Genomic DNA, 14179 nt, shown 5'->3' on the forward strand with positions numbered 1-14179 from the left:
TAATTTGTTTTATTATAAGTATACGGCACAGATATCTCTCCTTAATTATGGTTTCGTCGCTTATAATTATAGAGATATTTGTGCTTTTTTTGTATTCAAACATAAAAAAAACGATTGATGATTTTACTCACCAACCGTTAAAAGTGTACAGCCAATATAAAACATTCAAAAAAATTGGACTGATGAGCAATACAGCTCACCAGTCCAATTTTCATTTTTACATACTATATACTCAATGATTCAAGGATTTTTCATATTATGTCGCTGCGACAAACCATTTAATCGCACGATGAATTGCTTGATCCCAATAAGCATAATCATGTTCGCCTGGTCCATCTTCAAATATATGTGGTATTGCTTGTGCTTTTAAATATTGCACAAATTCCTGATTATCTTTATATAATTCATCTTCAGTTCCACACATAATGAGTAACTCTGGGATTGTTTTATGTTGCGCCACTGCTTCATCCACTAAGTAATAAGGATCTAGCACAGTACCTGTAACCTGTGCATCCTCACCTGCAATCGCTACACCTGAAAAATCATGCCAATCATATGTCATTAATGTCTGTGCATTAAAGGCAGCGGACAATGGACATGCTTTGGCAAAACGTTCGCCTTCTAGGAGTGCATATTTGATTGTACCGTAGCCTCCCATAGAATGACCTGCTATAAAATTATCTTCTCTTTTATGAGATAATGGCAAAATTTGATGTGCATAATCAAAAACTTCAAGTATATAATCATAATATTTATGACCATAAGCCATATTGGTATATGCACTATGATCTGCGTTCGGCATAATTACCGCCAGTTGATGTTCATTTGCGTATCGTTCTATGCTTGTATATCGCATATAGGATGTCTCATCGCTTGATAAACCATGTAACAGCAATAATGTTTTTAATGGTTTTGGTTTAACAGATACATCGAAGTAACTAGGATCTTCAGGTAAAATTGCTAAAAATTGATGATGCATCCCAATCGTTTTCGAATTATAATTTATTGTTAACATTGCCAAAGTTAATCACAACCTTAATTAATTCATAGTTTGAGCTTTATGTTTTTTCGTTTTATTTGTTCTATTAGATGGATCTAATCGTTTTTCTAAAAATCTTAAAAATACATCTATTAAAATCGCAATTAATGCGATTGGTATCGCACCCGCTAAAATAAATGTTGTACCATCTGTTGCATTCGTACCACGGATGACAATATCACCTAATGTTGGCGCACCAATAAATGATCCAACTGCTACAACACCTATCGCCACAACTAGTGCAATTCTAAGACCACCTAATATAACTGAAAGTGATAATGGCAATTCAATCATGCGTAACACTTGGTTTCGAGTCATACCCATGCCTTTACCTGCATCTTTAATATTTTCATCAACGCTCACTATACCTGTGAACGTATTTTTGATAATTGGTAAGAGTGCATATAAAAATACTGTTACGACAACGGTTGTAGGACCTAATCCCATAACTAGCATTAAGATTGCTAACATCGCAATGACTGGTACGGTTTGGATAATATTAGCAATTGTAATAATTGTCCATGATAGTTTTTTATATCTAGCAATGACGATGCCTAATGGAATACCAACAATCGCTGCAAATAATACGCCATATACAGACATTAGTAAATGTTTAATGAACAAATCCCATAGGTAGCCAAAGTTTACTGAATAATATTCAATTAATTGTTGTAATAAATTACCTTCCATTACTTGTGACCACCTTTCTTATCATTTTCAAAATAATTGTGTTCTTTCAAGAAATTTTCAGCGACGATTGCTGGTTCTTGCCCTTCGCCATCTGCTTGATAATTAAGTTTCTGCATTTCTTTGGTTGAAACTTTATTATGCAATTTTTCTATAGTCGATTTTAATTCTGGGTGTTTTTTCAATAAATCATTTGTTGCAACCGTACTAGCATCATATGGTGGGAAGAAATGTTTATCATCCTTCAACACCTTCAAATCATAAGCAGCAATACGACCATCTGTTGAATAACCAACTGCTACATCTAAATTTTTAGAATGTAACGCATCATATACAAGACCAATTTGCATCGGTCTGACTGTATTAAATTTAAAGCCATATTCCTTCGTGAAACCTGGGTAACCATCACCTTGACGATTTAACCATGAGCTATCGACACCTAATTTCAATTCATCACTATGTGCTTTTAAGTCAGAAACTGTATTTAAGTTATATTTTTTAGCAGTTTCTTTAGTCACCATAAATGCATATGTGTTGGCAAAGCCATATGAATCAAAGAAAGTTTGATCAAATTTCTTTTGGAAACCATCTTGAGTCGCTTTCATAGCCTTTTTAGGATCTTTAATTGGATCTTCTTGTAATGCACCCGTTAAGTCTGTACCGTTATAACGTGCGCCTGAAAGATTCGCATCTCCATTAACCAATGCATTATGTTGAATCGTACTCGATCCTAAGTTATTGATTAACGTTGGCTTCACTTTACCATTTGTGTCATGTTCTATAAGTAGCCTCAACATATGAGACATAATTTGTGATTCACTCGTTGCAAGTGCTGTAATTTTAACTTCATTACCTGAACTATTTCCACCTAAACCTGGTAAACTACATCCAGATAACACTGTTAGACACAGTACAAGAACGATACAATATTGTTTTATTCTTTTCATAATGTCCTCCTTAAATTATCTGGATACTTTTAACCCTTTAGGTACTGCCCATTTTTCAACTAATGATAATACTACATCTACAATCAGTGCTAAAGCAGTAACTAGGACAGCTGCACTAACAATCATTAATGGGTCATATAAGTTCAATCCGTTAAATACAAAGTCACCTAAACCACCTGCGCCAACATAACTCGCAAGTGTTGCCCAACTGATAACGTAAACGGATGATAAGCGTATACCACCTAGTATCAATGGCAATGCTAATGGTAATTCCACATCTTTCATTAATTGAAAGCGTGTCATACCCATACTTGTAGCTGCTTCTTTAATATTGCTATCTATATTTTTAACACCTAAGACCGTATTATTTAATATCGGTAAGATGACATAGATAAATAAAGCTACAATCGCCGGCACCTTACCTACACCAAATATAGGAATCATTACCGCTAATACCGCTAAGGTTGGAATCGTCTGTAATACGCCTGCAATTGTTAGAACTATATTAGATGTTCTTTTCATTTTGGATAGTAAAATACCTAACGGGACTGCTACCACGATAGCAATGAGCAAAGCGATCATTGAGATATAGAAATGTTCAACCGTCTTAGAAATCAGCTGACCACCATATTCCTCTATAAATTGTTTCATTATTTATCAGCTCCCACATGATCAGACGCTTCTTCAGGTTCTACAATCGCCTCTTGCGAATCGCTGTTTCCTTCTTCATCATCAACTTCGCCCCAAATACTGTCATACACGATATCCACTAAGTTTGCTCTTGTCACCAATCCAATAAGTGTTTCTCCATCGCTATCCACGACTGGTACATTTCTTACATTTCGTTTTAAAATGGTACGTACTGAATCTTGTAATTTACTATCTATTCTTACTCTATAAATATCACGTTGCATTGTATCAATTAATTCTTTGTTTGCACGTAAGTCTTGGTTAATATCTTCAATATCTAAGTAGCCAAGTAACCTACTATTATTACCTACGACAAAAATTGTATCCACACGACGTTCACGCATAACTTTAACCGCTTCATTTAAGCTACTATCAGCATGTACAGACACAGGTTTAATCATGGCGTCTTTAACTGTACGCATATTCGGTCTATCTTGAATTAATCTATTTTGTCCGATAAAGTCACGCACGAAATCATTTTCAGGATGTCGTAAAATATTATCTGGTGTATCGAATTGTACAATTCGTCCTTCTGACATAATACAAATTTTATCAGCTAATTTAATCGCTTCATCCATATCATGTGTAACAAAGATGAATGTTTTGCCTAATTTTTGCTGTAGCTCTTTGACTAAGTCTTGTAATGTATCTCTCGTAATAGGGTCCAACGCACCAAAAGGTTCATCCATTAAGATGATATCTTGCTCAGCCGCTAACGCACGTACTACACCAATACGCTGTTGCTGTCCACCTGAAAGCTGTGAAGGATATCTATCTAAATATTCTTCAGGTAAATCTACTAATTTGATTAATTCTTTTGCTTTTTTCTCTTTCTTTTCTTGAGACCATTTCAACAGTTTAGGTACTAATACGATATTTTCTCTAATGGTCATATGTGGCATCAAACCAATTTGCTGGATTACATAGCCAATTTTTCTACGCAATTCTACTGGATTCATTTTGCGCACATCTTTCCCATTAATCGCAATTTGTCCCTCTGTTGCTTCTATCATTCTATTTATCATTCTTAAAGCAGTCGTTTTACCACTACCACTTGTACCAATAAATGCTATAAATTCACCAGCTTCTACATCTAGTGATATGTTATCTACGGCTTTTTTTCCGCCACCATAGACTTTTGATAAGTTTTTAATACTTAACATACATCCATTCCTTTCTATGTACATATTCAGTTTCAAATATTTCTTAATAAATTAATATAGGGCTATCTGTGGATGTCATACAAATCCTAAAATAAGTAAAAACATGAGCACACATAGCCCTACTTTATGTTTCTGTAATAAATCAAATATTACAAGTATCATACTTGGATTTGAAATTGTTACCCTATATATAACAAGATACATCAATAAATGAAAATAAACAATTTATAACCGAATACTTAGTTTCACGTTCCATTCTAAAAACCTTTTTATTCAATCGTTTCAAACTCAATTCAAAAATTTATTTACGTTTTATCCCTATATGATGTCCTAACTCAGATGGTGGCGTTTGAATTGACGCAAAACGCGCATAATTATTAATAGATTGTTGAATCGTGTGCGGGAATGCTTCAGGTCTGTTTACTGCTGTACTCATGCCCATAAGCATCACTTCATAAGTCGCACATTTTTCTTCTGTTTCATCCGTTAGTGTCATGAACACATGCAATCTTTTGGCATCATAATCAAATAGCTCAACTGTAACATTGATATTTGTACCTTCTTTGATTTCTTTTAAATACATTACATGATTTTCCAACGTAAATACCGTGTACTGTAATCGCTCAATCGTTTGTAAATCTAATCCCAAATCAGCAAGCCATGCATCCGTTGCATCGCTGAACACACGATTGTATTCCGCATCATTCATGTGACCATTATGATCTACCCAATCTGCTTTCACCTTTGTTGAATATTTATATACTTGTTGTGTCATATTATAGCCCCTACAATTGTGTCTTCTTTTTCATTGAAGGTGTGTCTTCTGGCCAATATTCTTCTGCCAGTTGTTTTACCTTAACTAAGAATTCATTACGTTTTTGATCAAGCTCTGACATTGTTTGGCCTTGTGATGCTGCTTCACAACCATTAACAACGTCGTCATATAAATCTTGCGTTAATTCAGGTGCAATTAATTTTGTCCATGGTTTTTTCAATGCTGGTCCAAACTGTTTCAACATATGACGCATACCACCTTCACCGCCTGCTAAGTGGAACGTCATGAAAGGACCAAATTGCGCATAACGCAAACCTGCCGCATGAGTAAATGCTTTATCTACTTCTTCGGTAGTTGCAATGCCATCATTGACAATATGCAGCGCTTCTCTCCAAAGCGCTTCCATTAATCTATCTGCAACATGTCCTTCAATTTCATGTCGAACATGTAGAACGTCCATACCTATACTTTCATAGATTTCTTCTGCCCTAACAGATGTTGATTCAAGCGTTGCTTTTCCTGCTACAATTTCTACTAATGGTAAAATGTATACCGGATGGAAGGGGTGAGCCACAAATAGACGTTCAGGATGTTGTAAGTTCTGTTGTAATTCTGATGGCATAATACCTGATGTACTGGAACCAATGGTAGCATCTGGCTTTGCATAAAAATCGATTTCTGTTAATACTTGATCTTTTAGCGATTCAATTTCCGGAACATTTTCCTGAATATGATCTGCATCTTTAACTGCTTCTTCTAAATATGGTGTGAATGTTAAGTTATCCAATGAAGCACCTTCTGCCAAACCTAATTGCTCAGCATATGGCCAATTTTGTTTAACTTGTTTGAGCATTCTTTCATATGCACCTTCACTTGGATCAGTTGCAATAACTTCATGCCCGTGTGCTAACATTCTTGTAATCCAACCACTACCTATAACGCCTGTGCCTACAACTGCAAATTTCATTATAATCCTCCTTGTGGATCTCTAAGTTGATATTTTTCACGCGCTTCGGCTGGCGTCATCGGTTCAATATCTAAACCTTTGAGTATTTCTACTGCTTTTTCTACCAATTCCTCATTAGTCGCTTTTACACCTTTAGCAAGGTATAAATTATCTTCTAAACCAACGCGAACGTTCCCTCCACGTTTCGCTGCTTCTTCCACTGTCGGTAACTGCATTCTTCCAATGCCAAATGCTGACCAATGCGCATGTTCAGGCAATCTCGTCTTAAAGTATTCAATTGTTTCAGCGTCATTTTCAGCGCCCCATGGAATACCTAAACAAAATTGGAACATTGGTTCTCCTTCAATTAAACCTTCATTGATTAATTGTTTGGCAAAAGAAATATGTCCACTATCAAAGCACTCTAGCTCAGGTTTTACACCTGCTTCTTTAACAAGTTGCGCTTGTTGTCTCAACCAATCTGCTGGACTTAAATACACTGCGTCACCCATATTTACACTACCGCAGTCCAATGTACACATTTCAGGCAATAGTGTACCAACTGGTTCATGACGTTCTTCCGGTGTTTGCATATCCGAACCTTCTCCTGCAGCATACGGATTTTCCAAATTCGGAATAAAATCTCCGCCGCCACCTGAAGTAATGTTGATAATAATGTCTTCATCTGCTGCTCGAATTAAACGTACTGCTTCTTTGAAGAATTCGACATCATGACTAATGCCACCCGTTTTAGGATCTCTCGCATGAATATGTGCGACTGTTGCACCCGCACGTGCACATTTTATAGCAGAATCAGCGATTTCTTGGGGTGTAACAGGTACATTTGCATTCTTTTCCGTCGTTTCACCGGCACCTGTTAAAGCTGCCGTTAGCATAATTTTTTTCATAGTTATTAACCTCCACCAGAGTTTTTTAACACATCGATTAGTGTACCAACCAGACGGTTTGCTTTCAACCTAGATAATTATAAAAAATAGGAATAATCAACTTTATATAGTTGGTTATTCCTATAATAACAACACTTTGCATGAATATCACATTTTATCATTCTTTTATATTTCAATTATGATTAAACGTTGTATTGTTAATTAGTTCCATTTTTCGTATATTCTGTTAATCGATTCAATACTTTTTCGCGCATAGTTTCATCAATTGCATCTAAACCGAATATTTCAGAAAGCCACAATCCATCTACTGCAAGCCTAATGATTGTTGCATCTACTTTGTCTAAGCCATCATTTTCTATATTGTGCTGCCATTCTTGATAAGTGTCCTGCAATGGCGATAGTAGATGACTATTTATGCCTTGTGCAGCAAGCATACCTGAAGTAATCGTTCCATTCTCATCACGATGTGCTCTTGTAGCCTCAATGAATGCACGAGCCCATTTCCCTTGTTCGCCCATATCAGTTTGTACGTGTTCATTAACGTTATCGCGATATAATTCATCAGCGTGATCTACGAGCCCTTGAATAAGTGCAAACTTATTTTTAAAATGATACAGTAAACCACCTTTACTAACCCCTGCTTTATTAGCAACGGCATCTAACGTTAAATATTCACTACCTTGCTCATCAACAATTGCTGCTGCTGCTTGTAATAACTGTATACGTTTGGAAGTTCTTGGCATTGATACACCTACTTTCTATAGCGACGTCCAAAAGTATCGACGTTCGTATGATTTATTCTTGTAAACTATATATGATAAACAATAAAATTGCCCCTTACGCTTTAATTAAGGCGTCATACAGTTATCATTTTCATATTAGATATATGCTTCTTTTTCTAAATAGTTGAGTCAACGCATGTACAATCAACGTTCAATTTTTAACCCGTTTATTATTTATCATCCATGCCTTTTCCATCTAGTATATGATCAATATATTTTTCTGCACGACTCTCTCTAGTTGTTGCTCGTTTAGCTTGCCCAATATGATACATATATTGTCTTTGTCTACCTGGTGTTAAATTGTAAAATGCTTCTTTAAGCTCAGGCATAGCATCTAATTTTGCTTGCAACTCCTCAGGCATATCATAGTCTTCTGTTTTTTTCATCGGTACTTTTTTACCAGATTTTTCGATACGTATCGCTTCCTCAACATACCACTTAATTTCATCACGACGACGTTCTATTTCCTCTAAGCTCTCAAAACGCAATTGTCTTGCAGCTTGTACATTTTTAGTTTGTTGAATCAGGGATTGGTACGGATCTTCCATAATCGCCCCTTTTTCAAATAACAATGCACAATAGTGTTTAAAGTCTTGAATGATTACTACATTTTTATTGTCTAATGTGTAACATGGATGCATCCATTTATAATCTTCAGTTAATTCTGTCTCTCTGATAATTTCACGCATAACTTTAAACTCATCTTGCCATTGTTTGAGTCGTTCAATAAATGCATTGACCTTGATATGGTCTTGTTGATTTACCACGGTAAAACACCCCTTCATAATTATTATTTGTACCTATTCTACTATGAATGAATGTAATTATTCTATAATTTATTATTTTGTAATTTCAAAACATTTTTCACAATTCTCTTAATAAGTTAAAAAAAGAAGTGGGATAGAAATCCATTTCTCTAATAAAGATTTCGTAGTCCCACCCCGGCAAGGATGACTAGGGTTGAAATGTTTACCTGAGCTGAAGCTCATGCATAAGTCTCACTAACTTAATAAATTAAAGCAGTGAGACTTTATATTTTTAATTCAGTCATCTACTGCCTAATTTGATAAGAGCCTGAGATATCTATTTATGTCCCAGGCTCTTCGTACTATACACTCTTCATAATCGATGAAATAATAGTTTCTATGTTACGAAGATACGTTTCTATATTTTGCTATGTTTTTCAAACTAATAATTAGTATTAATGCAACGAATGCAATAGCTGCACTCACATAGGTCACGGCAAAAACATCAATTTTCGAAACAACAAGACCACCGACAATACCGCCAATACCGATACCAGCATTCAAACTAGACATATTCCAACTCATGACCTGACTTGTGTCACCTTCAACATGTTCGATAACTCCACTTTGCACTGCTGGATTAGTACTCCATTGCATGATATTCCAGATAAAGATCACAATAAATATGAGCCCTGCCCCTGGCAAGAATATATTTAATATCATCATCATTCCAATGAATATAATTGTAGCAATCGTCAGCCAACGTTTACTCGTAAGTTTATCAGAAAGGTAGCCACCCATTGATGTACCAATCACACCTGCGACACCATTAATTAGCAAGATGATGGACACAAACGATAAGTCGTGTCCACTAGATAATAATAGTGGATTAATATAAATAAAAGTGACTGAATTGGCTACCAATAATAAGAAAGTAATCATCAAATATTTTACAATTTCAGCGGGTCTAAGTATTTTAGAATAGTGATTGTTTCGTTTTTTCGCACCATTTTCTATGGCGGTACTTTGATTTTGTGGTTGCGGTACATAGAAGTACATCAACATGCCAACAATAATACTAACACCGACAATAAAGAGAAAAGTGTATCTCCAACCTACCCAATCTCCAATAATAGTACCAATCGGAACACCAAACACATTCGCACCACTAAAACCTGAATAAACAATCCCTATCATTTTTCCACGATGTTGTGGTGCGGTTAATAAGGCTGTTAGCGCCAGTATTTTCACGACTATAAGCGCTGCTGCCGCAGATGAAATTATTCGACCAAACACCAAGATTGAAAAATTAGGTGCTGCTGCAATAATGACATTTCCAATAATAAATACGAGTAAAGCCCCCAGTAATACAGGTCTTGGTGAAAAACGATTGGTGAGTTTCACTAGTATAGGACCAGCGATGGCGAAAGTAATCGCATATAAAGTAACCAATTGTCCAATAATTGCTTCAGAAACATGTAAATCATTACTCATTAGATTCATGATACCAGCAACCATCATTTCCACCATACCAACGATAAAGATGCTTAATATAAAGGTCGCAATTCTCATAACTGACATCGATGCACGCCTCCTTTTTAACAAAAGTATATTTATATATAACTATTATATTATAAACCATACGTCAACACGTTTATAGTAAAGGTTTGACGTCTCTATTTACCAAATCTTTTAAATACGCTATAAAAAAAGGATAGCACCCTCAACTCGGATACTAACCCAAAAAAAATAATTATCTTTAAATTACGATTCTGATTGATTCATATGACGGCCAATCAATTGGTCACGATGGTTAAAGAATTGTTTATAGCTTAAGTACGTCGCAATTAAAGCGGACATAATGGTCGCAGTCGTATGTATAAATACAACCATCAGTTGAAATTTAACTGCTTCTAATGGTTCAACACCACCGATAATCAATCCTGTCATCATACCCGGAATCGACACAATACCATACGTTTTAACAGAGTCAATTGTAGGTACAATCGCCGTTTTGATACTTGTACGAATTGTCTCTTTTGAAGATAACTTCGGATTTGCACCAAGTGCCAACTTAGACTCAATTTGACTCATTTCTTCCACAAATTCTCTATCTAGATTTTGATAAGCTAAATTAATGGCAATAAGACCATTACTTCCAAGCATACCTGCAATTGGTATCACTTCATTCGGCTTAAATTGAATCGCTCCTGTCAAGATGACCCCCACCAAAGGTAACGCTACACCTACAAATATAGACACAAAGGATATCCAGAACACATGGTGCATTACCGACGAAGCTCTACTCATCGTATTCCAAGAAGCATTGACGATTATAATCAATACAAAAATCATGAGCAACCATGCTTGATCTACACCAAATATAAAATGTAATAAATAACCTAAAATAATTAATTGTACAACTGCTCGAATCGTTGCAATAAGTAAATCTTTGATAATATGTAATTTTTCTTTATAAGAGACGATAATAGGAAACAATAAGAGTAACCCTGTTAACGTTAACGCAGTTGTACTCATGATAATTCCGCCTCCTCATCAATTTCACCATCGACGATTCTAATTTTCTTTTTAAAATGTCTATTACTTTGATCATTACTATGTGTAATCCATAATATAGCTACACCTTCGTCAGCTAAACGAAAAATAAGTGATTCAATCTTTTCACTGTTATGAACATCCAAGGCACTCGTAGCTTCATCTAATAATAAAACTTTAGGCGTATACATTAATTGTCGTGCAATCGTAATACGTTGACGTTCTCCACCTGATAGATGTTCTACTCTCGTTTTAAAATTATAGTGTCCTAACCCCACAGCTTTTAACATTTTTTTAGCTTTCCTCCGATCAAACTGATCACCACGTATTTCTGCAGGAAATGCTAAATTCTCACCTATCGTAAAGTCGAATAGATCACTTTCTTGCAACAGGTAACTGATATCCATGCGTAATTGTTCAGGATTAATCTGTGCGTAGGGCTTACCTTGAAAATATATTTCACCGCGTGTTGGGCTAATTAAATCGTTAATGAGTCGAAGCAAAGTACTTTTGCCACTGCCAGAAGGTCCAACTATTGCAATTGTATCTCCTGATTCAATGCTCAAACTGATATTTTTTATAATGTCACGGTTATCGACCGAGTAAGATACATTCTTCAGTTCTAACATAATTCTCCCTCCAATTTTCAACATATTTAATAGTATTCCCTAAATACACACTTTTAGATGCCCTTTAAACGAAAACTATTACTTGCAATTACTGAGTCAAAACAATACCTATAAATGAAATAAGATTATTTAAAATATGTAAGGAAATTGATACCGCTAAATTCATGCCACTTTTAATATAGACAAATGCTAGTCCTGCAGCAATGATAATATAACTCCCCATCTCAAATGGCGATGAAGCACTTAACATATGCGCGCCTGCAAAAAGTATGACGGACAATATCGTTGCGACGGTATATGTAATTTTCTTCCCTAATTCATGAATGATTAAATGACGGAAAAGTAACTCCTCAATGATTGGCGTTAAAATAACGATGTCTATAAATAAAAATGGTAACATCAATTTATTTTCGAACATTTTCTCTAATAGTTGTTGATTCTGTGTTTCACTATATTGTAATGATGGCGGTAAAAATTGTATCAACCAATCATATAAAGAAATCATAACTAGCGAAACAATATACGTAAGTATAATGGTTAAAATAAACTTGCGCACGACTCTCATACGTTTGATTGCGAGCGGTATTAAGTGATCTCTAATATGCATGCTATAAAAAGATAATAGTATGATGATTTCTGCAATTACACTTCCTATAATTAAAATACTTTCATCACTTATAAATCTTTTATTGTTATAACCAAACATAAAAAATATGCCAAAAACAAGCGCAAATAATATAATTGGTATCACATTACTTGCGATTAAATAAATAGGTATCAACCAAAAATCTTTTTTTACTATATGCTTACTGCGCCATATCGAACTATGTGCATGGTTCACAGTTGAATGATTTAAATGTTCTGTCATGTCGCACCTTCCTTATTTGTATATAAGACAATATATCACGTATATGTAAACTTATATACTATTTATAAAATATTTTATCACTACACTTTTCAAAAAATTGAATTTGTCGGTTACACACAATCAATCTATACACTTTTATTGTAATAGTTATATATAGGTGTACTATGATAAGTGAATGGGGGGCGTATTTATGACTTTATTAACTATATTGCAATTTATTGTAAATGTAATTATCGTATTATTTTTAATGAGCATGCTCATAATAGGCGCAATATTATTATTCAAAGATAAACATCAAACACAGCATAGTGTTTTACGGAATTATCCTGTACTTGCACGTATTCGTTATTTTGGTGAAAAAATCGGACCAGAATTACGACAATACCTATTTTTACCAGATACAAAAGGTAAACCTTTTTCAAGAAACGACTTCACGAACATCGTTATATCCGGAAAATATAATTCAAGAATGACCAGTTTTGGAACGCAACATGATTACGAAGATGGTTTTTATATTCAAAATACAATGTTTCCATTACAGTCAAATGAACTTCGTATTGCACAATCACCAATGATATCTACCTTTGTTTATAAAATCGATAATGAGCGTCTATTTAATCGAGATGAACATCGAGAAAAGACCGAGATTGATCCTTATTATTTAGCTGAAGCTGACCAAATTGTACTAGGAGCAAATCTGAAACACCCTTTTAGGATAAAACGACTTGTTGGACAATCAGGTATGAGTTATGGTGCATTAGGTAGCCATGCAATCACTGCATTATCCAAAGGTTTAGGTCAAGCCGGCACTTGGATGAACACAGGCGAAGGTGGTTTGTCACCACACCACCTCGCTGGTGATGTTGATATTATTTTCCAAATTGGTCCAGGATTATTTGGTGTGCGTGACGAGAAAGGTCATTTTGATCAACAAGCTTTTCTCGATTTAGCAGAGAAGACTCAAGTTAAAGCGTTTGAACTCAAATTGGCACAAGGAGCAAAGACACGTGGCGGACACATGCAAGGAAATAAAGTTACAAAAGAAATTGCCAAGATAAGAAAAGTAGAACCGTGGGTGACAATTAATTCTCCTAATCGTTTTGAACATATTAATTGTGCAGAAACTTTATTACAATGGGTTGCTGAACTGCAAGAAACAGGTCAAAAACCAGTTGGATTTAAAATTGTCATCAGTAAAGTTTCTGAAGTTGAGCAGCTCATACGAACTATGATTGCTACACAACACTATCCAAGTTTCATTACTGTAGATGGTGGCGAAGGTGGGACAGGAGCTACATTCCAAGAATTAGAAGATGGAGTTGGTTTACCATTATTCACTGCATTACCAATACTTACAGGGCTATTAGAAAAATACGGCATACGAGATCGTATTAAAATCTTTGCTTCTGGCAAACTTATCACACCAGATAAGATTGCCATAGC

Annotated in this window: 15 protein-coding genes; 1 reads left to right on the top strand and 14 read right to left on the bottom strand. The window is 35.2% G+C overall.

Going from position 1 to position 14179, the window contains the following annotated elements:
* Positions 1 to 256: 256 nt before the first annotated feature.
* From BJS11_RS12785 to BJS11_RS12850, 14 genes are all read right to left on the bottom strand, one after another.
* Entirely contained in the window at positions 257 to 1015 is a 759-nt protein-coding gene (locus BJS11_RS12785) for an alpha/beta hydrolase (protein WP_374699945.1), read from the bottom strand.
* A gap of 24 nt (positions 1016 to 1039) precedes the next feature.
* The gene (locus BJS11_RS12790; RefSeq protein ID WP_069996680.1) at positions 1040 to 1729 is read right to left on the bottom strand and encodes an ABC transporter permease; all 690 of its coding nucleotides are present in this window, start codon (positions 1727 to 1729) and stop codon (positions 1040 to 1042) included.
* A complete protein-coding gene (locus BJS11_RS12795; protein ID WP_069996681.1) occupies positions 1729 to 2673 on the bottom strand; it encodes an osmoprotectant ABC transporter substrate-binding protein in 945 nt (314 codons plus the stop codon). Before BJS11_RS12795 ends, BJS11_RS12790 begins: the two co-directional genes overlap by 1 nt.
* 15 nt (positions 2674 to 2688) lie before the next feature.
* Positions 2689 to 3324: an ABC transporter permease gene (locus tag BJS11_RS12800; protein ID WP_069996682.1), complete on the bottom strand. Its 636-nt coding sequence runs from the start codon at positions 3322 to 3324 to the stop codon at positions 2689 to 2691.
* The gene (locus BJS11_RS12805; protein WP_069996683.1) at positions 3324 to 4526 is read right to left on the bottom strand and encodes a betaine/proline/choline family ABC transporter ATP-binding protein; all 1203 of its coding nucleotides are present in this window, start codon (positions 4524 to 4526) and stop codon (positions 3324 to 3326) included. Before BJS11_RS12805 ends, BJS11_RS12800 begins: the two co-directional genes overlap by 1 nt.
* A gap of 301 nt (positions 4527 to 4827) precedes the next feature.
* Positions 4828 to 5301 carry a thioesterase family protein gene (locus BJS11_RS12810; protein WP_069996684.1) on the bottom strand — a complete coding sequence of 158 codons (474 nt, stop codon included), beginning with the start codon at positions 5299 to 5301 and terminating at the stop codon, positions 4828 to 4830.
* A gap of 10 nt (positions 5302 to 5311) precedes the next feature.
* Entirely contained in the window at positions 5312 to 6268 is a 957-nt protein-coding gene (locus BJS11_RS12815) for a 3-hydroxyacyl-CoA dehydrogenase NAD-binding domain-containing protein (RefSeq protein ID WP_069996685.1), read from the bottom strand.
* Positions 6268 to 7155: a beta-keto acid cleavage family enzyme gene (locus BJS11_RS12820; protein WP_069996686.1), complete on the bottom strand. Its 888-nt coding sequence runs from the start codon at positions 7153 to 7155 to the stop codon at positions 6268 to 6270. Before BJS11_RS12820 ends, BJS11_RS12815 begins: the two co-directional genes overlap by 1 nt.
* Before the next feature lie 197 nt (positions 7156 to 7352).
* The gene (locus BJS11_RS12825) at positions 7353 to 7898 is read right to left on the bottom strand and encodes a TetR/AcrR family transcriptional regulator (protein ID WP_069996687.1); all 546 of its coding nucleotides are present in this window, start codon (positions 7896 to 7898) and stop codon (positions 7353 to 7355) included.
* Positions 7899 to 8107: 209 nt separating this feature from the next.
* Positions 8108 to 8704 carry a YdeI/OmpD-associated family protein gene (locus BJS11_RS12830; protein WP_069996688.1) on the bottom strand — a complete coding sequence of 199 codons (597 nt, stop codon included), beginning with the start codon at positions 8702 to 8704 and terminating at the stop codon, positions 8108 to 8110.
* A gap of 381 nt (positions 8705 to 9085) precedes the next feature.
* On the bottom strand, positions 9086 to 10264 hold the full coding sequence (locus BJS11_RS12835; RefSeq protein WP_070014103.1) for an MFS transporter: 1179 nt from the start codon (positions 10262 to 10264) through the stop codon (positions 9086 to 9088).
* 183 nt (positions 10265 to 10447) lie between these two features.
* Positions 10448 to 11221 carry an ABC transporter permease gene (locus BJS11_RS12840; protein ID WP_069996690.1) on the bottom strand — a complete coding sequence of 258 codons (774 nt, stop codon included), beginning with the start codon at positions 11219 to 11221 and terminating at the stop codon, positions 10448 to 10450.
* Positions 11218 to 11871: an ABC transporter ATP-binding protein gene (locus BJS11_RS12845; RefSeq protein ID WP_245167195.1), complete on the bottom strand. Its 654-nt coding sequence runs from the start codon at positions 11869 to 11871 to the stop codon at positions 11218 to 11220. The genes BJS11_RS12840 and BJS11_RS12845 overlap by 4 nt, the downstream gene beginning before the upstream one ends.
* An 85-nt stretch (positions 11872 to 11956) precedes the next feature.
* On the bottom strand, positions 11957 to 12736 hold the full coding sequence (locus BJS11_RS12850; RefSeq protein WP_069996692.1) for a CPBP family intramembrane glutamic endopeptidase: 780 nt from the start codon (positions 12734 to 12736) through the stop codon (positions 11957 to 11959).
* 190 nt (positions 12737 to 12926) lie between these two features.
* Between BJS11_RS12850 and BJS11_RS12855 the strand changes: the two genes are divergently transcribed.
* On the top strand, positions 12927 to 14179 hold a 1253-nt coding region (locus BJS11_RS12855), incomplete at its 3' end, for a glutamate synthase-related protein (RefSeq protein ID WP_070014104.1).

It is taken from the genome of Staphylococcus caeli (assembly GCF_900097965.1).
GTDB lineage: Bacteria > Bacillota > Bacilli > Staphylococcales > Staphylococcaceae > Staphylococcus > Staphylococcus caeli.

Coding starts and splice junctions, on each gene's coding strand:
- BJS11_RS12785 (WP_374699945.1), bottom strand. CDS start 1,015: ATGTTAACAATAAATTATAATTCGAAAACGATTGGGATGCATCATCAA.
- BJS11_RS12790 (WP_069996680.1), bottom strand. CDS start 1,729: ATGGAAGGTAATTTATTACAACAATTAATTGAATATTATTCAGTAAAC.
- BJS11_RS12795 (WP_069996681.1), bottom strand. CDS start 2,673: ATGAAAAGAATAAAACAATATTGTATCGTTCTTGTACTGTGTCTAACA.
- BJS11_RS12800 (WP_069996682.1), bottom strand. CDS start 3,324: ATGAAACAATTTATAGAGGAATATGGTGGTCAGCTGATTTCTAAGACG.
- BJS11_RS12805 (WP_069996683.1), bottom strand. CDS start 4,526: ATGTTAAGTATTAAAAACTTATCAAAAGTCTATGGTGGCGGAAAAAAA.
- BJS11_RS12810 (WP_069996684.1), bottom strand. CDS start 5,301: ATGACACAACAAGTATATAAATATTCAACAAAGGTGAAAGCAGATTGG.
- BJS11_RS12815 (WP_069996685.1), bottom strand. CDS start 6,268: ATGAAATTTGCAGTTGTAGGCACAGGCGTTATAGGTAGTGGTTGGATT.
- BJS11_RS12820 (WP_069996686.1), bottom strand. CDS start 7,155: ATGAAAAAAATTATGCTAACGGCAGCTTTAACAGGTGCCGGTGAAACG.
- BJS11_RS12825 (WP_069996687.1), bottom strand. CDS start 7,898: ATGCCAAGAACTTCCAAACGTATACAGTTATTACAAGCAGCAGCAGCA.
- BJS11_RS12835 (WP_070014103.1), bottom strand. CDS start 10,264: ATGTCAGTTATGAGAATTGCGACCTTTATATTAAGCATCTTTATCGTT.
- BJS11_RS12840 (WP_069996690.1), bottom strand. CDS start 11,221: ATGAGTACAACTGCGTTAACGTTAACAGGGTTACTCTTATTGTTTCCT.
- BJS11_RS12850 (WP_069996692.1), bottom strand. CDS start 12,736: ATGACAGAACATTTAAATCATTCAACTGTGAACCATGCACATAGTTCG.